Below are 20,965 nucleotides of genomic sequence, written 5' to 3'. Positions count from 1 at the left end.
AGAGGATTTTTTAGGAATATAACACAAAAAGTCCTCTTCGTTTTTCTTCCGAAGAGGACGGTATACCAAATAAAATAAGGGAAAGAGCATAAAAAGACACGTATATGATTAAAAACACTCCCTTATTAAAGGAGAGAACCATTATACTTTGCTCCACACATATATAAAAAAGGGCATACTAATCCTATTTTCGGAAAAAACGTTTTTATTCAAATTAAAAATTAATTTAAATACGTTTTCAAAAAAATAAGATTAGAACTTCATTCCCTTTTATCATTCCTTTACCAATAATTTCATCATGATTATATTTAACTTCCTATCTATTGTCAATATCTTTTAATAAATCATCATAAAAACAAGAAGCAAGGTTACCCCTGCTTCCCGATCCTAGGCAATTACCATTTAAATACCGTTGCACCAACGATGATTAGTAGAATAAACAGTACTACGATTAAGGCAAAGCCGCCGCCAAAACCAACGCCTCCTACAGGATATCCACAACCGTAGCCATAGCCACCATATCCGTACATAAAATCCCTCCTTCCGAGTACTGTTTAAAAGTTAGGCTAAATTAGTAGCCGTAGCCACCCCAGCCCCAAGAAGCACCAATGATAATTAAAAGAATGAACAACACAACTAGTAAAGCGAAACCTCCGCCATATCCATATCCAGCACCTGCTGACATATTAAAAACCTCCTTAATTTTAAGTCAATATATCCTATTCACTTTGCCTAAAATGTGCTATTGGGCAAATGTACATTTTTTAGGAACACCTTAAAATATATAAGCTAAACATTGGTTTGAAAGTATTTGATTAATAAAAAATGGGCTCTTTGTGCTCTTTAAATGAAAAAATAGCTCATTTCGAAAGGATTGTTGCTTTAACCAACATTAGAAGTCTCTGAGTGGATTGTAGCGGAAGGCACTTGACTCCTACGGGAAATAGAGGAAAGGTCGAGACCCCGCAGACGGAACGGCGAGGAGGCTCGACTTCCTCCCCGTGGAAAGCAAGTGCCTGGAGCGGAAAGGAACGGGCAAAATATAACAAAAAACAACTATGTATTAGTATACAGACACAAAAAAAGACCATCCCTAAAGAATAGTCTCATGATTGCGCCAATTGCCAATGGTTTTTATTTAATTGTTTCATTTTAGAAAAATTAATTTCATATTTTGTTCTGTCTTCTAAAGGAATTTCAATCCGCCTAGCAACTCCAAAAGGTGTCAGTTGCTCTTTATAAACTGGCTTACAATTTTCCAAAAGACAAAGTTTTAATGTTTCAAACCCATCCAATTGTTCAATTTGTCTTAATAAATCTTCCTTTTCAATCTGACTTGAAAGTTCTCTGACTTTTTTAGGCGGCAACTGTATCACTAATGAATTGTTCCTTAATTGCTCCTTCAAATCGGATCTAGATAAAGCAAGCTTCTTAAGTTGGTGATTTAATTTTAATATATGTAATCTTTCGCTGAAAAAATTCACTATGTATTCCCTCACTTTATATAACTAAACCATTACTACAGATTAATCATTTTTTACATGTTTCGACAATAACCATACCATGTCACTTCTAGTAATAACATTGGGCAAATGAACTAGAGTTGTAGATTCCCCCTCTTTCCTTATGGAAATTCCTTCTCTATTTATAGGTATTCTGTTTGATGTATTATGAAACAGTTTCCAACTAATCAATCACACTGTTCCTTTTACTGACGAACAACTATGAATAAATGCACATTTTTATCAACAAATAATTTTCTTTAGCATATTTTGACTTAGTGAGTGAATTTATCTAAAAAAAACAGAAATATTCCAGTAGTGACGTGAATAAGTATAAAAAGCATGTATCTGAATGCTAGAAAAGAATGTTTTGAGTATCAGGGGGAAAAGATGAATCGATCAGATAGACATATAGAAAAGAAAACACCTAGCTTCTTCAAAGGGATTCTTATTTTTACAACCCTTCTTTGCATCGGTGTAATTTCCATATACATTTATTCTATTAAGACCATCCAAATTGAGGCTCCTAAAAAAGAACTCGGAAGAAAAGTAGTGATAGACCTACCAAGTGGAAAGCAAGTCTATACGTACGAAAACTTAATTGTAGAGGAAAACGGGAAAATGTACTATGAAGGGGAACGAAATAAAATTGATTTAACTGGTGGAACTGTTCAGTATAAGAATTGGAAGTAACTATGAATGATAATAGCCCTGTCATCTACGACAGGGCTACTTAACATATTCAATTAGTAATTTATTTTAGATAAAGAACGGGAAGAATGGGAAAAACGGTGCTCCAAATCCCAAGCCAAAGCCGAATGGATACCCGAAGCCGAAGCCCCATGGTCTAAATCCCCATGGACGAAAACCAAATCCCCAAAATCTTGAATCATCATGCCGATACATTTGTTGCGGTACATATTGATAGGCTGTATTCATTCTATAATCCTCCTCTTTTTATTTTTCCACCCAATAAAAGATATGCTAAAACAGTTTAATGTTCTTGGGTAAATAACTAGAATAGGAAAATATTATTTTTTCTCACCTAGCAAACTGAGATAAATATTGAAAATTCAATCTACTGTGTTGGGGAATTAAGTGAGCAGAACGAGTGGCATTACTTTTTCTTAAAGTATTCAGTGCCTCTATCATTCCTTCTGCTGTTTTGCTGCCTACACCATGTCCGAAATATAAACCGTTTCCTAAAAACACAACATTCTCACCAATCCAAACAGGATTTTCATAATCTGGATTATAAAAATACATCACATCTCCTGGGATAAAGTCTGTTCCTACCTTGGTGATAATACCCAAGTCTTCATCATAGCTCCAATCCCAGACTAGCAAACTTTGAAATAATTGATTAAAGTACACCTCGTTAATAGATTTTAAAACAGCATAATAGTAGATTAATACTATCGCTGTGGAACATTCAAAAGCATACTCTTGACCATTTATAAACACATCATTGATAGCTACTGAAGGAAGAACATTGGGCTTTAATACATATCCTCGACTTGTTTTAGTCCAATATAATGGATTAAATCTAGAGTATTTAAAAACAGTAAATTCAGCTCCACTTCTCCCTAGCTGAATAGCTGCTTCGATAATTTTAGATCTAAGATGTAATTCAAATCTTAGATCTCTTAATGAGGAATAATCATATATGAATGAGCTATTTTGTAAATGATTTAAAATTTCTTCTTCTTTAACTGACAAATTGAAAGGGACGCCTTCCAAATACCTGCCCATGACTCTAATCATTTGTAGCACTCCTCTTTCATGTTTACTACATGCTATGCTACAAACTTTGAAGGCGTCTTAGTATTTACTGAAAACTAGTTTTTTGACAAGCCCTAAACTTCATTTCCTTTACATTAGCCTAGTGAATGATTACATTTAAGGCTTTAAAATAATTTTTAAACACTCGTCCTTACGTTTATTAAATATTTTATATGCCTCCTCACCATCATTTAGAGGCATATAATGAGTAATTAAATCACTAACATCTAATGTTTGATTTTGTAGAAGTTGATATAAATAACCTATTTTATGTATGACTGGGGCCATTCCCATTTTTAATGTAACATTCCTTGTAAAAAAATCTCCTAAAGGGAATGAATTATACCGTAAACCATACACACCTACTAACTGTACTGTTCCCCCTTTTCGGACAGCCTGAGTTGCTGTGTTAATGGCACCTAAAGCACCACCTTGCAAATGCATCGCCGTTTCTATTAATTCTATTGGTTTCATTTTTCCACTAACACCAACACAATCAATCACAACATCTGCCCCACCCTTAGTCATCTCTTTTAGTAAGCTTGGGAGTTCATCAATTTCATCGAAGTTATATGCCTCTACTTTGTTCGTTTTCTTGGCATGTTGTAGCCGATAAGGAATATGATCTACTGCAATTACCCGTTCTGCTCCTTTTAACCAGGCAATTTTTTGAGTAAGAAGTCCAATAGGGCCACTTCCTAAAACAATCACCGTGTCCCCAGGTTTCATTCCTGAATTTTCGACCCCCCAATAAGCAGTAGGAAGGGCATCTGTCAATAAGACTAATTGATCATCAGTAATTTCACATTCTTCTGGTATATAAAAAGGGGAAAAATTAGCAAATGGAACTCGAACAAGCTCAGCTTGGCTTCCCCAGTAATCTCCATAGATTCGGGAACATCCATAGAATGCACCAATTTCAGCCTGGTCCTCTTGGTTAGCTACATCGCATTGACTTTCCAAATCGTTTTCACAGAAAAAACATTGTCCACAAGCAATATTGAAAGGGATTACCACTTTGTCTCCCTTTTTGAACTTCTCCACCTTCTGTCCAGTTTCTTCAACAATGCCTACCGCTTCATGTCCAATCACATAGTCCTTTTCTAGACTTGGTATCATTCCATGGTACAAGTGAAGGTCTGAGCCGCAAATGGAGGAAGCTGTTACACGGACAATTAAGTCATCACCTTTTTCAATTTTTGGATCATGAACCTCTTTTACTTTGACATTAAATAGTCCTTGATAGGTAACAGCTTTCACCTTGTTTTCTCTCCTTATTAATCTGTTACGGTTAATAGATAATGAATCAATGCATCTTGCTGTTCTTTCGTAAATCCAGTACTTTCATCTACCCAGAAAGTATGACCTTCCCCAGTAATATGTGCAGTACGCAATTTACTGGATTTAGAGTTAGAATCAATGACTTTCCTTCTCAATTTAGAGTCAAGCATTGCCTTTAAGCTATTATAGGGGTCAGCTTTTTTCCCTTTCATTAGAGTATTGGTTAACCCTAATTCCATGTTAGGACCGACAGCAACTCCCCCATCATGTAAGTAAGGGGCGCTCCAATAGAGATTGAATAAACTTATTGTTTTATAGCCACCATTAGATTCTCCCATTGCCCAAGCGATATTCAACTGTTCACGTTCCTTGTCCGTTAACTTAATCTGTTCAATTTTCGGATTTTCTGGTAATGGAACAGGCGTATGATCTGCATATTTGCTAGGCTCAGCAAAGAACTTAGTATGCCCTTTTAAAGCTTTCCCACGAAATGGCTCTGTTCCTAACTCTTCGCTTTTAATTACCTTATTACTCGATAAGTAGGTTCCTCCGTGGCATGAAATACATCCAGCATTGATAAAGGTTTTTCTACCTTCCTCATACTTATCTTTATTATTGTCTAAACCAGTATGGATAGGCTGTAATGAATTCATATACGCAGACATAGCATTAAGCTGCTCCCATGTATCGTATCCAGGCGAGCTTGAGAATAAACCTACTGTTGTTGTAAAAGAGGCTCTTGGGAAAGTGGAAGCAGGTATTAATTGATTCACTCCTGCTACTCCTGGTGTTGGATCCACTTTTGCAAAAAACTCGGTAGGTTTCTCCTTACTTCTATAATCGTAACGGTATTTTGGATTGGCAGCATTTTGTAAAGCCGTACCTAAATATACTTCTTTATCAATTTTCAACACCGGACCACTAATTTCGGTAGCTGACAAAGCGTCCATATTTTGTGCATGCGCATTATTAATGGCAGCACTTAACCCTTTAAATGGTCCAACTTGCCCTTGTCCACTCCATCCATAAGGCTGGTCACCTAATGTCATACTATCTGGAATTTGCACAGGGTTATTTTTGAAATCAATGGTTGTATCGTTTGACCCAAGGGGCCATTTCAGCACCTCAGAGTCTACGAATTGCTCGAAAGTATCTGGATCAGGTAGGGCTTCTTTTTTACCGTCAGAAGTTTCAACTGTACGATTAACAACTTTCACATAATCCTTAATATTTTTCATTTCTGTATGTGAAAAATAGGCTGCTGTATTCGTTCCCATCGCTAAGCTAAGACCGATATTTAGATCATTATTCGGAACCCCTTCAATTACACGTCCTTTGTTGTCAACCGTAGCGTGACAAACGGCACAACTAATCCCAGCTTTTAGTCTCCCTTCATCAAAAACCACCTTGACTCCGAGTGGTGTAACTGAACCTTTAGCAACATCCAAGCCCGTATCAATCAATTCACCTTTTTTTATCTGGATATCACCTAGATGAAACTCTTTAGCTGCCTCTACCTGTAAATTATTTGTTCCTTCACCCCTTAGCTTAATAATAGCCTTTGCAACATTACCTAAAGTGAAAGGGCCATCAAACATTCCAAGAACATCAGTAAAAAACACTTCATTACCGAAAGTTTCCTGAAAAAATAATTTCTTTCCAAGCTCAATTTGTTGGTCTGAGCCCGTTTCTTCCTTAGAGGACATTATTTTTATTTGTGATGAATTTTGCTCATGGTTTACCGTTTGTTTATTTGAAGGCACAAACGCATATTCTAGTTTGCCTTTCTGTACTAAAAACCAAGCTCCGGCTACTATGACGAGGCCAGCTATTAAACCGATCAAAATATATCTACGCATGAAAACACCCCTAAAATTATTCTTTAATAGTGTTTTTCAATCGTAAGACAATATACATTATTCTATTACTCCTGTACCTTTTATCTTTACATCCGCTTTCACTTTAAACTCTATTTTTGGATATAACTCCTCCCACTCCTTAAGTTCTGTATCGTTATTAAAATGATTAGCCCTGTATTTCATGCCAAACCCGAATGGATCTACTCCATTCTCTCTAAACTTTTCCAAAAGTTTCTTTACTTCGTCTTCAAATTGTTTTTCTGCAAGACGGTTATATCTCTCAAAATGCTCATTTGATAGATTTTTATCTGATTCTTCTAAAGTGCCAATAATATTAACTTTAAAGTCAACATAAGGACTTTTTTTATTACCATTATTGATTTTGTAAGTACCTTTTATCGTGTCAGTAGATATGACAAAGAAATAGTCATCCGCTTTAATTCTAAAAGCTGATTTATCCTCTCCTTTACATAAGGCATTATATAGCATCGCTTCTTCCTTACTTAAACGTAAACTCTCTTTCTCATTGTCAAAAATAACGGCTCCCTTTACAGCCATTAATTCATCATCTTTATCCTTTACTACAGTAGGTAGCACTGCACTTACACCTTCATTCTTCATTTCTCTGTAAAATTCGAATAAAAATTTAGGGTGTATATAAGCTGTTTCTGTACCATTTTCACCAAACATTAAGAACAATGTATTTCCAGGAATTCTTTCCGATTTCGGCTTTAGCTTTAAAATTTCATCCGCTGATGGAGAGGCGTTCATAATCCAAGCGATTTTTTGAATATCCCTTCTTCTCATCAACCATTCTAGTTCATCCTTCACATACTGTTTAACAATTCCGTCTCCAAGCAATATGGATTTGGCATGTCCAAAATCTAGTTCCTTGTTTACTCTAGACTTAATCAAACGAACTGCTTCTGCTAATGATTCTGCTTCCTCTCTTTCTAAGACAAACTCATTTTCACCCGCTTTAATTTGTGCACTTGGAATGGCCAACTTTAAGGTTACTTTATATTTCATTTCTTCATTTTCTGGTATATCAATCCCTAGTCCAACGACAAAGTAGCGATTATCTATATCCTTATAGCCACAACCGCTAAGAAAAAGACAGCAGATCAAAGATAAGAATAAGAATCTTTCTTTTTTCATCTTCTTTTCCTCCAGACATACAGAATGATGGCAAGAACTAATATATACTCATTAGGCATCCTCAATCTTAGCCACCACTCACCAAGTTTGAAGACCGTTGTTTCATCCATATAAAATTGAATAAACATATAAATTGACGCAATGATAAGCAAAACAATCAAGTCTTTAGTTAACCACTTAAATTTTTTCTTTTTTTTCTGTTCAGGTAAAATGCTTAAGATTAACTCTAGGCCAACATGCCAATGTACAATGACATTGATTAGAGCAACACCAATGTAGAGTAATAAAAAGACAAAGAATACGCGTTCAACAAAGCCAAACTCAATCCGAATGGCGTCAGTTGCTGTAATCCACGGAAAGTTAAACTCACCTACTCCATCAAATCCAAAGTATCCGATAGGTATAAAAAAGGTTGTTAAAACAACGCCAATTCCAATAAAGATCACAAAGATAAATGGGCGCATATTTATTTTTTCATTGAAAACACGATTGAAGATAACAATATTAATATAGCCTGTGAAAATATAGGTAGTTGCTGCAAGTGAATCAAATGAAGGAATATTCATTATATAAGTACTTGCTTCAGTCATATCTGGCCAACTAAGAGCATCATTCATGATTGCTTTTAAAAAGAGAAACGCAATCACTGGAACGTTGACGATTAGGACGATCTCTAGTAGATACAAAACCTTCTCAGTTGGTAGCTTGGAAGCCCAAACAACTAATAATAGAAAAAGTAAAGCGATATAGAGGACACCAATATCTGGATTAATAAATCTTTTTGTAATATCGGTAAATGCCAAAAGTGCCAATATGCCAGCAGAGAACCATAGAAGAGCCGTTAAGCCAATTAGAGGAACCGTTAAAAATTTAGGAAAACCCACTTCCTTTAGCACCTCTGGTAATCCCTTACCTGGAAATTTTGACATAAACTTAGTGAAGAAATAAGAAATCATCAAACCTAGAGGGATGGCAATCAACATCGCACTTAGTGCACCATTTCTTCGGTCATCCAGCAGGATTCGGGGAACAAACACAACAATATTGGCAAGCATATTTAAAAAAATTAAATAGTAATAATATCTACTCTTAAACATGCCTTCCCCCCCCCCCCCCGATTATTTTCCTTTTGCCTCATTCATAAATAAACGTAAATACGGTTGACCAAAACTATCTAAAGATACTAAATATGCAATGAGTGCAAACAGACTCACAATTAAACCAATTGTGCCACCCAGTGTTGAAACAACAAGAATGATATACTTGACCACCCTCATGGCAAAACTCATTTCATTTATTGGTATAATGAAATTTGAAATGGCTACAGCTGAAACAATAATAATCATAATATTTGATACTAACCCAGCCTCTGTAGCGGCTTGACCAAGAATTAACCCTCCAACTGTTGTCGCGGTCGATCCAATCGACTTCGGTAGACGAATGGAAGCCTCTGTTAGTAATTCCATCATCACTAACATAAAAATAACCTCTAAGAATGCAGGATACGGAACAGATGCCCGGCTTCCGGCTACCCCTAGGGCTAACTGTACTTTGAAAATCTCAGGATTATAGGCTGTTATTGCTACATATGCACCTGGTAATGTTAAGCTAATAAACAACCCTAGGTACCTTAATGACACAAGGAACTTACCCACCCAAAATGGTTGATACAAATCCTCCATTGAACTCATAAAATCATAAAAAACAGCAGGAAGTACGAGTGAAAATGGTGCCCCTTCTATCATAAGCACCACTTTTCCTTGGGAAATATTTAAGGCTACACGATCTACACGTTCGGTAATCATATGTACCGGAAAGAGGGTTCTTTCTTGTGGAGTTAACAGCCTTTGAAATTCACCTGCTGATTGAACCATTTCTTTACTGCTTTTAATTTCGTTAATCTTATCTTTTATATTTTTTAAAATGCTCTCATCTACTTTTTTCTTATCATAAACAATCATTAATTCTAATGCTGAAACTGACCCTACTTCCTCTTTTTCAACAATTAAAGAGGGTTGATGATAGCGATGACGAATCATATTTATGTTTTGTTGTAAATCATCTGATAAAGCCATTTGCGGACCTTGAATCGTTGTCTCTACTTCCGCTTTCTTTACCCCTTCACTCACATAATTCTTTAATGACAGGATATGAACAGATTTGCACGTTAAGAGGACTAAACCTCCCCTTAACACTTCTTTTAAAGCTTTTTCCATATCCTCAAATTCTTGATAGGATTGAAGTGATTTTAAATACGTCTCAAATTTTCTAATATCTTGAATTTCAAAAAATGGTTTGACGACCAGTTCTTGAATCTTATCAGTATCGCAAATACTATTTATGTAAATTAATTCAACATTTTGTCCTAAAAAGTACAATTCCTGATACTTTACATCAAGAGAGTCCTCAAGTTTGCTCTTAAAGTATTTTTTAATCTGTTCATTCATCAGTTGCATGATTTCTCTCCCAATAAAAAATTGTAAATATGCGACTTATTATTTGCCAAAATGATGAAATCATTCCTAAAATCAACAAATGTCAGTATGTTTTTAAATTAGATACCTCTATTAACAAGATAATTTATAAACTAAAAAGACATCTGATCCATGGTTTACCATCAGAACAGATGCCTAATATAATAGTGGTTACGAATTTTTTATGACTAATGAAAAACAAAAAGCAGGTTTATTTTATTTGAATTCCCTTGACTTCTAAGTGTTTTTCTATTTGTTTAACTAGAGTTTGTATGCTTTTTAATCTAGCAAACTTCTTATCTTCCCCTTCAACAACTACCCATGGTGCATATGGAGTATTTGTCCTTTCAAGCATTTCCTCTACTGCCACTAGATAATCGTCCCACTTCTCTCTGTTACGCCAATCCTCCTCTGTAATTTTCCATCTTTTTAAAGGATTGTCCTCTCTTTCTTTAAAACGCTCTAGCTGTTCATCTTTGGATATATGGAACCAGAATTTAATAATGATATAGTTTTCATCATTCAGTAATTTCTCGAAATGAATGATTTCATCATATGCTCTCTTCCACTCTTCTTCTTTTGCAAACTTTTCAACTCGTTCCACTAATACACGACCGTACCAAGATCGATCAAAGATCCCTATTTTTCCGTATTTCGGAATCCTGGTCCAAAAGCGGTGTAAATATGGATATCTTTTTTCATCTGCTGTCGGAGCAGCAATCGCATGTACTTCTAGTCCTCTAGGGTCAAGTTTCTCCGTCATTCTTTTGATGGCCCCACCTTTACCGGCAGCATCCCAGCCTTCTGTTACAATAATGCAGCCGATTTGGTTATCTACTAACGTTCTTTGTAAGGTTAGTAGTTTTAATTGGCTTTCCTTTAGTAATTGCTTATATTCTTTTTTATTTTCCATTTTTAAATCTAAATCCACTTGCTCTAACATAAAGTTAGTCCCCCTTAAAATAAAGTTGGCTTCATGTTAATCATGAAGCCTGACAACACTCCCAAAATCATGATAATCATCTAAATAGTAATCAGCTCCAGACGTTCTATTCTGAAATAAGCATGTTTTTATTCCTAGCTGTTTTGCCGGAAGGATATCTAGTTCTCTATCCCCTATGGCCAAATCAATATGATGTTTTTCATGTAAGTACTTATAGGATGCCGGGTCTGGTTTCCTCGGGTAGCCATCATCCCCCGCGACCATGTCAATAAAGTAGTGGTCCAGCTTATGAAACTTTAGTATGTTCCAGACATCTTCTCTTTCTTTATGTGTCATAATGACGTTCAAGTCTGCCTGTTTTAATACTTCTTCCACAGCTGGAAACGGAAACAATTCTTTTGGCTTTAGTTCTCTAGCTTTCTTTCTAATTTGATTTTGCATTTCTTCACCAAGCTCAAAATATTTAAACGTATGTGAAAAAGAAACTTTTAGTTGTTTGAATACTTCCTCTTGAGTGGCATTTGGAACAGCTTCCTGAAATAACTTTGTATATGCTGGATATGTATTAAAAAGAGTTCCATCAAAGTCCCATAGAATATTCATTTTTAGCACCTCTAATGTTCTATTTTATTTTTGACGTTACATACATACCACTAAATTCCCCAACTTTAATAGAATTTTTTCATAATTTAATAAGAAATTTGTAGTTCAATTAGGTTTTTATATGTTAAAGAAGAGATAAACGATGTTTACCTCTTCTCGATATTACTTGACTTTAAAATGATTAACTTGTGCTTGAAGGTATTCAGCCATTTGTGATAAAACATGCGAAGCTGAGTTGATTTCTTGCATCGATGCATTTTGCTGTTCTGCAGCCGCTGCAACTTCTTCCGTATCACCAGCAGCTACCTCAGCTAATTTAGAGATGGCATCTGAATGCTCCACAATGACAGTGGTACTCTCCTTCACATTTTGGATAGCGGATGCTAACGTCTCCATCTCTACATAAACATCATTAACAGCATTTTCAATTTTTCTAAATGATTGTGCCGCTTCTTGAACAACTGACTCCCCTTCACTAACAGCAGATGAACTTTCTCCCATCATCCTTGTTGCCTGCTTAATCTCATCATTTATCTTTAAAATTAACTCGGCGATTTCATTGGCTGATTTTCCAGATTGCTCTGCTAGTTTTCTTACTTCCCCTGCAACTACTGCAAAGCTTTTCCCTTGCTCTCCTGCTCTAGCTGCTTCGATGGCAGCATTTAAAGCTAAAAGATTCGTTTGTTCGCTTAATTCGCGTATGACTGTAATGATTCCCATAATTGATTCAGACTGCTTTCCTAGCTCCCGAATGACATTTTCCGTTTGACTTACCTTTTTTGTAATATCATTCATTTCATCTACTACTTTAGAGAGTTTGACTACTCCCTCTTTTGCAAATTGATCTGCTATTTTAGAATCATCATTGACCTTAACGACATTAACCGCTGTTTGATTAACAGAATAAGAGATTTGATGAATGGATGCAACAACTTCTCCAACACGGTCAACTTGATCTTGAGAACCTCGTGAAATTTCTTCAGCAGCCAATGAAATCTGTTCCGATGCTCTACTATTTTCATCAGCACTTGCCGTTAATTCTTCCGAAGATGCAGCCACTTGTTCCGAAGCTTCGTGAATCGTTACTAATATCCCTTTCAATTTTTCCATCATTTTATTAAACATGACGGAAATTTGACCAATTTCATCTTCTGAATAAATAGGTACTTGAACGGTCAAGTCCCCTTGTTCAGCTTTTTCCATTGCAGCTACTACTGACTTAATGGGTTTAGTAATTTGCGAAATAATAAACCAGCCTGTCAGTAAGGCAACTAATGAACCAATCACACTTATGATAAAAATTTGCTGCTTAATTTTTTCAACTGGTAGCATCATATCTTCTAAATAACTAGAAACAGCAAACGACCATCCATTCGGAAGTTTTTCATAAGCCGCTACCTTCATTTCTCCCTTCCATTCGTACTCCGTATAGCCCTTTTGTTCACTGATAATTTTCTTAGCAAACTCTTGGTCTCCTATGTTAGACCCAATGACTGACTCATCCGGATGAAAAAGAATCGTACCAGTTTCATCTAATATGTATCCATAGCCGGACATTCCATTATCTTCATAAAAACTTTTCTTTAAATCAGCTAGTGCCTCATTTATTCCTGTTTCTTCTTCTACTGTAATATTTCCATCTTCAGAAAAAGTTCCAATTAATCTAGTTTCTACTCGTACAATATAATCTAAATCTTGCTTCGTAACCTCATAGACTCCTTTGTAGGAAGACTCGTAAGAAAGATAACCTGCAACCATTAATGGCAACAAAGTTACAATTAAGATGGTCACTAAAAGTTTTACTTTTACAGATAGATTATTGATTTTTTTCATTTCATATCCCCGTCCCCACTGTAAACATATGATGTTCATTTCATATGTTTAGTTTACCACTTTAAACAAGGTAGATTTACCTAATAACTGACCTCAAATTTGATAGAATTATGACTTTTTAATCATATCTACCAAAAAAACATAAAAATCTTCAGAAATTCTACATCACGCTAAAGTATTTTTATAAGTTGTCCTTTCTTAAAGCTTGTATGCATAGATTAGGAAGGTAGGAGTTAAGGAGGTTCATATGTTTGAAGGTGTTAAAAAAACCATTTTAGGAATGGCTATCTTATGCTTTATATCCGGGTGTATTGAAATTTTTGCAGCCTATCTCATTGTTAAATTTAATGCGATTGAAAAAGCTCTAATTATAAATAGTTCTCTTGCTTTTATTGAGTCACTTCTATTCATTGCCATTATTTCAATTGGCGTTTATGGGATAGCAGATCAAGTCAGAGGGAAAAAATTAATTTGGATATTTTTTGGAGTTGGGTGTATTTTATTTGGAATTAAGTGAATGGCCAAAAAAATTACGGACTCTATATAGCCCGTAATCTTTATATATGCTTTTGTATTTATTTGAACATTGGAGGCATCGTGTTGTGGATATAAACAGGGGCAGGTACCAAGAACGGTTTCGGACCATATGGGACTGGGTTTGAAACATATCTGAAGTTTGCTCGACCATCCATACTTGGACCTTTAGCCCATCTTCCCTGGCTACTTTCTTCCCCACGAGATAAATTGTACAAATCATATGCTACCGCTTGCTTTTGAAGCTCTCTCGGGAATGTTGTCGGAACAACTATATCTTTCTCTCTTGCCTCTAATTCGGCGATTGCTGCTATCCACTGATTTTGGTGAGCTGTATCACGTGCAATTAAGAAAGATAAAGTATCTTTAACACCTGGATCATCAGAAATCTCATATAAACGTACAGCTTGAAGTCGACCTTGAGATTCTGCATTTAAATTTGCTCTAAAGTCAGCTAGTAAGTTTCCACTTGAGATAATGTATCTTGAAGTCCACGGGTATCCAACACTATCCGCTGCTTGAGCTCCAAGTCCCGAAACAATGGCATGCTGCGGGTTCATTCCACCCATCACTGCCGCTAAAGCAGGATTGCTTTTATAAGCCGCCTCTTGCTGTTTTACAGGAGCATTGTCCAATAACCTAGCAATTAAGGTTGCTAACATTTCAATGTGAGCCAGCTCTTCCGTTCCAACATCTAATAAAAGGTCACGATATTTAGCATCCGCCCGACTATTAAAACCTTGGAATAAGTATTGCATGGCAACACTTATTTCTCCAAACTGCCCACCCAAAATTTCTTGTAGTTTCTTTGCATACACCGGGTCAGGCTTACTTGGCTTAGATTCATATTGAAGTTCTTTTATATGATAAAACATCAGCACACCTCCACTATTATGAACAGTTACAATATATTCAAATAGTATTAGATGTTGTATGTCCCGTTGTAACTATAATTAGTAAAAAATTGTTTGGCAACTTTTGGGATTTATGCGACTGCTAGATTAATTTTGCGATAATCTAATTTATTTTGCGATATTCTAATTTTTTTTGCGAAAATGACACTTTTTTTGCGATATTAGAATTTATTTTGTAAAAATTCATTTTTATTTGCGAATCCAGCCTTATACGGAAATTTAAATAAAAACTTGTCCTTCTCTATACATATACAGCATATATTAGTACAGCAATCTTTCATTATGGAGGTAACTATGTTCGGTCTATTTGAAAAGGCTATCTTAGGGATGGCGTTTCTACGATTAATGTCTGGAAGCTTGGAGATTCTGGCGGCAGTCTTTATATTAAAGTATAACGAAGTCGAAAAAGCCCTTCTTATTAACAGTTCTCTCGCCTTAATTGGGCCCCTTGTCCTTATTGCCACAACAACGATTGGACTCTTCGGCATTGCTGAAAAAGTATCTTTTATGAAAATGTTTTGGATTTTATGCGGTGTCGGTTTCATTTTATATGGAGTCAAAAGTCAATAAACGGCAAAAGCTACCTTTAATCTTGAGGTAGCTTTTTTCAGGTTTAGAGACAGTAAAAATTTAATTATAATCATAAAAAGCAAATGAATTACAAACAATATTCCTTGTTATGTCTGTTTAGTTTAGGGAGGAAATATGATGGGAATTTTCAGTGGTAAACCGCAAGATCAACCATTACATTCTGGGGAAGTATTTAACCTTTGGACTCATTTACATGCAACGAAAGCCTATCTAGTAACTTTACAAGTTTTGATTAACCATACTGGTGACCATGATTTAAAAGTGTTACTAGAGGATCTACTTGAAAACTGTATTAAACAAGAAGAGCAGCAATCAGAAGCCATCTTAAAAACAAATGGTATCCGATTACCTCCAGCGCCTCCTGCACGACCTGATGTTCAAGTGGAGGATATCCCTGCAGGAGCACGCTTTAATGATCCGGAAATAGCCTTGCTTGTACAAAAGGAACTTTTAGCAGGAAAAATTGCATGCAGTTATATAAGCAGTATTGCGACTCGTGAAGATATTGCTCAAATGTACGGAGAATTTCATGTACAAAAGGCGGAATATGAAGAGAAGCTATTAAAAATCAGCAAAGAAAAAGGCTGGCTAGTACTACCACCATTAAATCTTAAATAAGAGCTATTCAGAAGGATGTGTAATTAATTGGCCTCAAAGAATAAAAACATGCTAATCACAGCCATTGGGTCAATTCCTTTAATTATGACATTAGGAAATTCAATGCTTATCCCCATCTTGCCACAGATGAAGTCAGCATTGAAGTTATCTCAATTACAAGTGAGTATGACAATTACAGTCTTTTCGATTTCAGCAGCCATTTTTATCCCAATACTCGGGTATTTATCCGATCGATTTTCCAGAAAAATCATCATCCTACCGGCTCTAGTTTTATATGGATTAGGAGGGTTACTCGCTGGGTTAAGTGCTGCGGGGATAGACAACCCATACATATGGATTTTAGTGGGGAGAACCCTTCAAGGTATTGGTGCTGCAGGTACAGCTCCGATTGCTATGGCTCTTACAGGAGATTTATTTAAGGGTGGGGAACAAAGTAGGGTACTCGGGATAGTGGAGGCCTCAAATGGATTAGGAAAGGTACTCTCACCAATCCTAGGATCATTGTTTGGTTTGATCGCCTGGTATGCTGTCTTTTTCGCCTTCCCTGCGATTTGTACGATTTCAATTCTTCTTACTTGGATTTTCATTAAAGAAAAACGAAATCGCCAAGCTCCCCCTCCATTTGGAAAATATGTTAGGGGTCTGCTAAGTGTTTTTAAATATGAAGGACGCTGGTTATTTACCACATACTTAGCCGGAGCAACCTGTCTATTTACATTATTCGGTATCTTATTTTATCTTTCTGACGTTCTTGAGAAAACGTATAAAATTGACGGAATCATTAAAGGTTTAATTTTAGCGGTACCCCTTCTCGTCATGGTAACCACTTCTTATATTACTGGTAGCAAAATCGGGAAAAACCTAGTGGTGATGAAAAGGTTAATTGTATTAGGCTTTTTACTAATGACTCTTTCCTATTCATTGCTTGTCCTCTTTAAAGGCATAGTCATGTTCCTTCTTGTTCTATCCATCAGTAGCGTTGGTACAGGTCTCGTTTTACCTTGTATTAACAGTCTGATAACTGGTTCTGTTGGAAAAGAGCGAAGAGGGTTTGTCACTTCCCTATATGGATCTGTTCGATTCTTAGGAGTTGCTGTCGGTCCACCCGTCTTCACACGTTTAATGGAATGGTCTAGACCTGGGATGTTCTTTACTATTGCGGGTCTGACACTTACAGTGGGGCTCCTCTGTCTAGCTCTTATTCATGTAAAAGGAAAAGATGGTCATAAAGATAACACGAATGGCTTCCGTTATAACTACGTTTAAAAAATAAAAAATGGAGGAAGTATTCTTTATTTCTTCCTCCATCCTAATGTATATACTTGGTGAAAACGAATTCCACACACATAGTCCACCACTTTTGTAGATATCCATTGGCTAATAAGCGCCTGAATAATGATATCCCAGCTGATAATTAATGCTGTAATAAAGAAAATACTAACGTTGATCCAAAATAAAGGTCTCCCGGGAAGGATATTTCTTTCCGTTGAAATAATTAATGCAATTACACCAACCCCTCCATTAGATACCCCTTCTCTTAAAAGCAACCCAACACCAGTCCCAAGAAATAGGGATCCTATCACGAGATCAACCCAAACATTCCCCAGCGGTTTCGAAATCGTATTTTGAAAAAAATAAATAGAAAGCGATGTTACCGATATAGCGACCATTGTCCAAATGGCACACCGATTTCCTAAAAATTTTATTGCTAATACGAGCATAGAAAAATTAACAATCCATAACGAAAAACCCATATCTAAATGAAGAAAGTAGTTTAATAATACGGCTAATCCCCCTGCACCTCCGGAAGGGATGGCATGCGGAAAGAGGAATAACCCCATTCCAAATCCTTGAATTGCTCCACCTGCTATGACGAAACCATTTTTCCTAAAAAAATTATACATATCATCCATCCCAACTCGAAAGCTAGTCTCTCCTATTTTTATTCTTGTCCGAGTTCCTTTATGTGTTTTTTGTACATGCTTTCTTGAACTAATTAAATTTTTTCTAAAAAATGAGAACCTCTCTCTCTTTTCCTTCGTCATATTTACGAAACAAACTTTTCCAAGCCTTTCCACATTTATATCCCGGGATGAATGCGAGAAAGAGTGACTAAGTGGTGAGATGATATGAAAAAGATTTTTGTTGCAGCAACCATTCTTGTTTTACTAGGCATGAATAATGTTTCAGATAAGCTACTTTCCGTTGTTAACCTAAAAACTCAATTACACATCAATGGAGAAGCTGCAGTTGTTCTGAACGCCGACAATGGTGAGTTGATCTATGAAAAAAATGCAGATCAAGCACTATCTCCATCAAGCATGACAAAAATGATGAGTTCCTATTTAATTCTAGAAGCGATAAAAGATCAACAATTAGATTGGAACGACCTTGTCCCAATAAGCTCCTATGCTGAGATGATATCGCAAGATTTAAGCTTATCAAACGTTCCATTAAAAAAAGGAAATCCTTACACCGTTAGAGAGTTGTTTGAAGCCATGTTGATTTATTCAGCTAATGGAGCAACCATTGCATTAGCTGAAAAACTAACAGGTACAGAAGAAGAATTTATCAATCATATGAATAAAAAAGCTAATGAACTAGAGTTAGAAACCTATAAATTTATTAACTGCACAGGGCTAAACAATCGAGATCTCAAAGGAATGCATCCTAAGGGAACAGACAAAGATGACGAAAATGTGATGTCTGCCAAGTCCACAGGGCTACTAGCTTTACATTTAGTGAAAGATTATCCTGAGATTCTAGAAGTAACTCAAATACCTAGGCTGATTTTTCAAGCCGGTACAAACCATTCAATTGAAATGGAAAATTGGAATTGGATGTTAACGGGGCAAAAATACGAATATCCAGGTATGGATGGCTTAAAAACAGGGTCAACAGAAGATGGTGGATACTCTTTTGCTAGTACAGCCGTTAAGAATGGAGAAAGACTGATCACGGTTGTGATGAAAACCTCATCTAGAGATGAAAGATTTATTGAAACTAGAAAATTACTGGATTATGGATTTAATGTCTTAAATTAAACAATTGAACAGGATGTTGAAAATGAACATAGATGAAGCATTGATTCTTCGGTGTCAACATGGAGAGAAGTCTGCATTCGGAGAACTCGTTAAGCCTTATTTACAAAAAGCATACGCGATATCCCTCTCCTTTTTAAGATCAAAAGAACTAGCTGAAGATACCGTACAAAACGCTTTAATAGAAGCCTACATAGGGATTATGGAAAAGAAAGACATACGCTCCTTTTCTGGTTGGTTTCTTACACTAGTGTCTAGTAGATCACTAGATACCATTAGAAAAACAGGAAAAATAACAACAACGGAAACTAGTCTAGACCAAAGTCAATTAGAGTTAAATGGTGCTACCACAGAACCAGAAGAACATTTGTTAAAAAAAGAAAGAAACAATTTACTTTTACAAATGATTATGGCCTTACCCGATGAGTTAAGAATTGTTACTATTCTCTATTACTATCAAGATTTAAGCTTAAAAGAAATCTCACAATTGATTAACGTTCCTACTTCCACCATTAAAACTAGATTATTTAGGGCGCGAGTAAGTTTAGGCAAGGTCATTCCTTTTCAAAACGAATTTAAGAAAGTCGGTGATTCCGCATGGTAAAAAATGATGAACAATTAAAAAATGAAATCAAAACGAATCTCGATTCAATAGAAGTTCCAGAATCATTAATTAGATTTGCTGAAAATGTACCAAGTTTGGTTGAGAAAGAACTTTCTAGTCCGATAAAAAAGAAATTCAAATGGAAAAAAACGTTCACAACTATTGGTGCAACTGCGGCAGGATTATTGTTAGCATGGAATGTTTCTATGACACCTGCCTTTGGTAAAATCATGGAGAGTCTAGGAGTGATTTGGAGTATAAGTCCTTATCAAGATGATAATGGGTTAACAGAAGCTAGTAAACACAGTGGCTTTGCTGGTGGGGTAACTACAGAAAACAACGGGGTTTCTTTCACTGTTGATGAAGTAATTGCTGATAAAAAGCGCGTTTTCATTGTCTATCATGTAGCACTAGATAAGGAGAAATCCGGAAACATAGAAGATCTACAAGATTTATGGTTTGAAGAGTTGAAGGTGACAGATGAAAAAGGAAGATTAATTGTTAAGCAGAAAAAAGATTCTTTAACAGAATATGGAGAGGAAACGAACGGGGCACACTTCCTACCACGTTATATACAAACACCTACTAAAACAGAAGACCAAAAAGACTTCTACGGTTTTATGGAATTCGTTAACAATGGTGAGACAAACTACACTCCTGAGGAATTGAGAATATCCATAAAAAATCTGTACGAAGCAACCAACCGTACGGAAAAACCAAATCGTGAATACATTAACTTTGATGGAAATTGGAACTTAGGTGTTAAGCTAGATAACACAATTGTAGCAAAAGAACCAAAAACTCATGCTGGGAAAAAGTTCTCGATTGAAGCAGGTGGAAAGAACCTTGATCTTTCAGTAGATTATGTGAAAGTGTATCCTACTATGACATCCATGAAAATTGACTTGTTGTCAAAACTCGATGAAGGAAAAGGAATCTTGTATACTTATCACCTTGAAGATGAAAACGGTAAAATTTACAACCATATAGAAGACGAAATACTAACAGACTTAGGTAACACAAGGCCACAGTTTGAAAGCTTTTACTTTAACTATCCAAAAGAATTATATTTAGTTTTTGATGAAGTTGAATTCACAACAAGAGATGGTGGAGAGACTCATAAGGTCGGGAAAAAAATTCGCCTCTTCTAATTAAATGAGCCTGGATTTCCAACATATAAGGAAGAATGACCGAGTTTCTTCTATTATATAAGTTTGGAACATCCAGG

The 20,965-nt window shown here is 35.9% G+C and carries 23 protein-coding genes; 8 read left to right on the top strand and 15 right to left on the bottom strand.

The features are described 5' to 3' along the window. Window positions 1–395 precede the first annotated feature (395 nt). The 3 genes from SM124_RS01885 to SM124_RS01875 all read right to left on the bottom strand — a co-directional run bounded on the left by SM124_RS01885 (window position 396) and on the right by SM124_RS01875 (window position 1,484). Window positions 396–530 (bottom strand): YjcZ family sporulation protein, encoded by a 135-nt coding sequence (locus tag SM124_RS01885; RefSeq protein ID WP_322444788.1) that lies wholly within the window; start codon window positions 528–530, stop codon window positions 396–398. Between the two features lie 41 nt (window positions 531–571). Further along, on the bottom strand, window positions 572–685 hold the full coding sequence (locus tag SM124_RS01880) for a YjcZ family sporulation protein (protein WP_322444787.1): 114 nt from the start codon (window positions 683–685) through the stop codon (window positions 572–574). 421 nt (window positions 686–1,106) lie between these two features. Then, complete coding sequence (locus SM124_RS01875; RefSeq protein ID WP_322444786.1) at window positions 1,107–1,484, bottom strand: hypothetical protein; 378 nt, start codon at window positions 1,482–1,484, stop codon at window positions 1,107–1,109. Window positions 1,485–1,892: 408 nt separating this feature from the next. Between SM124_RS01875 and SM124_RS01870 the strand changes: the two genes are divergently transcribed. Then, the gene (locus tag SM124_RS01870) at window positions 1,893–2,195 is read left to right on the top strand and encodes a hypothetical protein (protein WP_322444785.1); all 303 of its coding nucleotides are present in this window, start codon (window positions 1,893–1,895) and stop codon (window positions 2,193–2,195) included. Between the two features lie 66 nt (window positions 2,196–2,261). Here SM124_RS01870 and SM124_RS01865 read toward each other — a convergent pair whose 3' ends face one another. The 10 genes from SM124_RS01865 to SM124_RS01820 all read right to left on the bottom strand — a co-directional run bounded on the left by SM124_RS01865 (window position 2,262) and on the right by SM124_RS01820 (window position 13,435). After that, entirely contained in the window at window positions 2,262–2,441 is a 180-nt protein-coding gene (locus SM124_RS01865; protein ID WP_322444784.1) for a hypothetical protein, read from the bottom strand. Between the two features lie 102 nt (window positions 2,442–2,543). Further along, a complete protein-coding gene (gene tgl / locus SM124_RS01860) occupies window positions 2,544–3,266 on the bottom strand; it encodes a spore coat transglutaminase TGL (RefSeq protein WP_322444783.1) in 723 nt (240 codons plus the stop codon). A 135-nt stretch (window positions 3,267–3,401) separates the two neighbouring features. Then, complete coding sequence (locus SM124_RS01855) at window positions 3,402–4,544, bottom strand: zinc-dependent alcohol dehydrogenase (RefSeq protein ID WP_322444782.1); 1,143 nt, start codon at window positions 4,542–4,544, stop codon at window positions 3,402–3,404. 17 nt (window positions 4,545–4,561) lie between these two features. Beyond that, window positions 4,562–6,424: an electron transport protein gene (locus SM124_RS01850; RefSeq protein WP_322444781.1), complete on the bottom strand. Its 1,863-nt coding sequence runs from the start codon at window positions 6,422–6,424 to the stop codon at window positions 4,562–4,564. 57 nt (window positions 6,425–6,481) lie between these two features. Further along, window positions 6,482–7,582 carry a Ger(x)C family spore germination protein gene (locus tag SM124_RS01845; protein WP_322444780.1) on the bottom strand — a complete coding sequence of 367 codons (1,101 nt, stop codon included), beginning with the start codon at window positions 7,580–7,582 and terminating at the stop codon, window positions 6,482–6,484. Beyond that, window positions 7,579–8,679: an SLC5/6 family protein gene (locus SM124_RS01840; protein WP_322444779.1), complete on the bottom strand. Its 1,101-nt coding sequence runs from the start codon at window positions 8,677–8,679 to the stop codon at window positions 7,579–7,581. Before SM124_RS01840 ends, SM124_RS01845 begins: the two co-directional genes overlap by 4 nt. 21 nt (window positions 8,680–8,700) lie before the next feature. Beyond that, the gene (locus SM124_RS01835) at window positions 8,701–10,038 is read right to left on the bottom strand and encodes a spore germination protein (RefSeq protein WP_322444778.1); all 1,338 of its coding nucleotides are present in this window, start codon (window positions 10,036–10,038) and stop codon (window positions 8,701–8,703) included. A 229-nt stretch (window positions 10,039–10,267) separates the two neighbouring features. Beyond that, complete coding sequence (locus tag SM124_RS01830; RefSeq protein WP_322444777.1) at window positions 10,268–10,999, bottom strand: polyphosphate kinase 2 family protein; 732 nt, start codon at window positions 10,997–10,999, stop codon at window positions 10,268–10,270. A 36-nt stretch (window positions 11,000–11,035) separates the two neighbouring features. Further along, window positions 11,036–11,602: an HAD-IA family hydrolase gene (locus SM124_RS01825; RefSeq protein ID WP_322444776.1), complete on the bottom strand. Its 567-nt coding sequence runs from the start codon at window positions 11,600–11,602 to the stop codon at window positions 11,036–11,038. A gap of 162 nt (window positions 11,603–11,764) precedes the next feature. Next, window positions 11,765–13,435, bottom strand: coding sequence for a methyl-accepting chemotaxis protein (locus SM124_RS01820; RefSeq protein ID WP_322444775.1), 1,671 nt, complete (start codon window positions 13,433–13,435; stop codon window positions 11,765–11,767). A gap of 247 nt (window positions 13,436–13,682) precedes the next feature. Between SM124_RS01820 and SM124_RS01815 the strand changes: the two genes are divergently transcribed. Next, window positions 13,683–13,952 carry a DUF2619 domain-containing protein gene (locus SM124_RS01815; protein ID WP_322444774.1) on the top strand — a complete coding sequence of 90 codons (270 nt, stop codon included), beginning with the start codon at window positions 13,683–13,685 and terminating at the stop codon, window positions 13,950–13,952. 58 nt (window positions 13,953–14,010) lie between these two features. Here the strand turns inward: SM124_RS01815 and SM124_RS01810 are convergent, their stop codons facing one another. Then, on the bottom strand, window positions 14,011–14,844 hold the full coding sequence (locus tag SM124_RS01810; protein ID WP_322444773.1) for a manganese catalase: 834 nt from the start codon (window positions 14,842–14,844) through the stop codon (window positions 14,011–14,013). 333 nt (window positions 14,845–15,177) lie between these two features. Between SM124_RS01810 and SM124_RS01805 the strand changes: the two genes are divergently transcribed. The 3 genes from SM124_RS01805 (at window position 15,178) to SM124_RS01795 (ending at window position 17,358) form a co-directional block, all read left to right on the top strand. Next, window positions 15,178–15,453 (top strand): YqhV family protein, encoded by a 276-nt coding sequence (locus tag SM124_RS01805; RefSeq protein ID WP_322444772.1) that lies wholly within the window; start codon window positions 15,178–15,180, stop codon window positions 15,451–15,453. A 138-nt stretch (window positions 15,454–15,591) separates the two neighbouring features. Then, window positions 15,592–16,092 carry a DUF3231 family protein gene (locus SM124_RS01800; RefSeq protein ID WP_322445038.1) on the top strand — a complete coding sequence of 167 codons (501 nt, stop codon included), beginning with the start codon at window positions 15,592–15,594 and terminating at the stop codon, window positions 16,090–16,092. Between the two features lie 48 nt (window positions 16,093–16,140). Next, entirely contained in the window at window positions 16,141–17,358 is a 1,218-nt protein-coding gene (locus tag SM124_RS01795) for an MFS transporter (protein WP_322445037.1), read from the top strand. A 26-nt stretch (window positions 17,359–17,384) separates the two neighbouring features. On the opposite strand, the gene SM124_RS01790 is transcribed toward SM124_RS01795, so the two are convergent. Further along, window positions 17,385–17,996, bottom strand: a complete 612-nt coding sequence (locus SM124_RS01790) for a YitT family protein (protein ID WP_322444771.1) — start codon at window positions 17,994–17,996, stop codon at window positions 17,385–17,387. A 225-nt stretch (window positions 17,997–18,221) separates the two neighbouring features. Here SM124_RS01790 and SM124_RS01785 point away from each other — a divergent pair, with 225 nt between their 5' ends. From SM124_RS01785 to SM124_RS01775, 3 genes are read left to right on the top strand one after another with little or no spacing between them, the layout of a single operon-like run. Continuing rightward, the gene (locus tag SM124_RS01785; RefSeq protein WP_322444770.1) at window positions 18,222–19,136 is read left to right on the top strand and encodes a D-alanyl-D-alanine carboxypeptidase family protein; all 915 of its coding nucleotides are present in this window, start codon (window positions 18,222–18,224) and stop codon (window positions 19,134–19,136) included. Between the two features lie 22 nt (window positions 19,137–19,158). Further along, the gene (locus tag SM124_RS01780) at window positions 19,159–19,737 is read left to right on the top strand and encodes an RNA polymerase sigma factor (protein WP_322444769.1); all 579 of its coding nucleotides are present in this window, start codon (window positions 19,159–19,161) and stop codon (window positions 19,735–19,737) included. Further along, window positions 19,731–20,888 carry a DUF4179 domain-containing protein gene (locus tag SM124_RS01775; protein ID WP_322444768.1) on the top strand — a complete coding sequence of 386 codons (1,158 nt, stop codon included), beginning with the start codon at window positions 19,731–19,733 and terminating at the stop codon, window positions 20,886–20,888. The genes SM124_RS01780 and SM124_RS01775 overlap by 7 nt, the downstream gene beginning before the upstream one ends. Window positions 20,889–20,965: the final 77 nt, after the last annotated feature.

The sequence above is a fragment of the Robertmurraya mangrovi genome (assembly GCF_034427655.1).
GTDB lineage: Bacteria > Bacillota > Bacilli > Bacillales > Cytobacillaceae > Robertmurraya_A > Robertmurraya_A mangrovi.
The sequence above is the reverse complement of the archived record's forward strand: the minus strand, read 5'-3'. Positions and strand labels throughout refer to the sequence as shown.

Excerpts from the sequence above, each read along its gene's own strand:
- SM124_RS01885 (WP_322444788.1), bottom strand. The coding sequence starts at position 530 with ATGTACGGATATGGTGGCTATGGCTACGGTTGTGGATATCCTGTAGGA.
- SM124_RS01880 (WP_322444787.1), bottom strand. The coding sequence starts at position 685 with ATGTCAGCAGGTGCTGGATATGGATATGGCGGAGGTTTCGCTTTACTA.
- SM124_RS01870 (WP_322444785.1), top strand. The coding sequence starts at position 1,893 with ATGAATCGATCAGATAGACATATAGAAAAGAAAACACCTAGCTTCTTC.
- SM124_RS01865 (WP_322444784.1), bottom strand. The coding sequence starts at position 2,441 with ATGAATACAGCCTATCAATATGTACCGCAACAAATGTATCGGCATGAT.
- tgl (WP_322444783.1), bottom strand. The coding sequence starts at position 3,266 with ATGATTAGAGTCATGGGCAGGTATTTGGAAGGCGTCCCTTTCAATTTG.
- SM124_RS01850 (WP_322444781.1), bottom strand. The coding sequence starts at position 6,424 with ATGCGTAGATATATTTTGATCGGTTTAATAGCTGGCCTCGTCATAGTA.
- SM124_RS01845 (WP_322444780.1), bottom strand. The coding sequence starts at position 7,582 with ATGAAAAAAGAAAGATTCTTATTCTTATCTTTGATCTGCTGTCTTTTT.
- SM124_RS01840 (WP_322444779.1), bottom strand. The coding sequence starts at position 8,679 with ATGTTTAAGAGTAGATATTATTACTATTTAATTTTTTTAAATATGCTT.
- SM124_RS01835 (WP_322444778.1), bottom strand. The coding sequence starts at position 10,038 with ATGCAACTGATGAATGAACAGATTAAAAAATACTTTAAGAGCAAACTT.
- SM124_RS01830 (WP_322444777.1), bottom strand. The coding sequence starts at position 10,999 with ATGTTAGAGCAAGTGGATTTAGATTTAAAAATGGAAAATAAAAAAGAA.
- SM124_RS01825 (WP_322444776.1), bottom strand. The coding sequence starts at position 11,602 with ATGAATATTCTATGGGACTTTGATGGAACTCTTTTTAATACATATCCA.
- SM124_RS01820 (WP_322444775.1), bottom strand. The coding sequence starts at position 13,435 with ATGAAAAAAATCAATAATCTATCTGTAAAAGTAAAACTTTTAGTGACC.
- SM124_RS01815 (WP_322444774.1), top strand. The coding sequence starts at position 13,683 with ATGTTTGAAGGTGTTAAAAAAACCATTTTAGGAATGGCTATCTTATGC.
- SM124_RS01810 (WP_322444773.1), bottom strand. The coding sequence starts at position 14,844 with ATGTTTTATCATATAAAAGAACTTCAATATGAATCTAAGCCAAGTAAG.
- SM124_RS01805 (WP_322444772.1), top strand. The coding sequence starts at position 15,178 with ATGTTCGGTCTATTTGAAAAGGCTATCTTAGGGATGGCGTTTCTACGA.
- SM124_RS01800 (WP_322445038.1), top strand. The coding sequence starts at position 15,592 with ATGGGAATTTTCAGTGGTAAACCGCAAGATCAACCATTACATTCTGGG.
- SM124_RS01795 (WP_322445037.1), top strand. The coding sequence starts at position 16,141 with ATGCTAATCACAGCCATTGGGTCAATTCCTTTAATTATGACATTAGGA.
- SM124_RS01790 (WP_322444771.1), bottom strand. The coding sequence starts at position 17,996 with ATGTATAATTTTTTTAGGAAAAATGGTTTCGTCATAGCAGGTGGAGCA.
- SM124_RS01785 (WP_322444770.1), top strand. The coding sequence starts at position 18,222 with ATGAAAAAGATTTTTGTTGCAGCAACCATTCTTGTTTTACTAGGCATG.
- SM124_RS01780 (WP_322444769.1), top strand. The coding sequence starts at position 19,159 with ATGAACATAGATGAAGCATTGATTCTTCGGTGTCAACATGGAGAGAAG.
- SM124_RS01775 (WP_322444768.1), top strand. The coding sequence starts at position 19,731 with ATGGTAAAAAATGATGAACAATTAAAAAATGAAATCAAAACGAATCTC.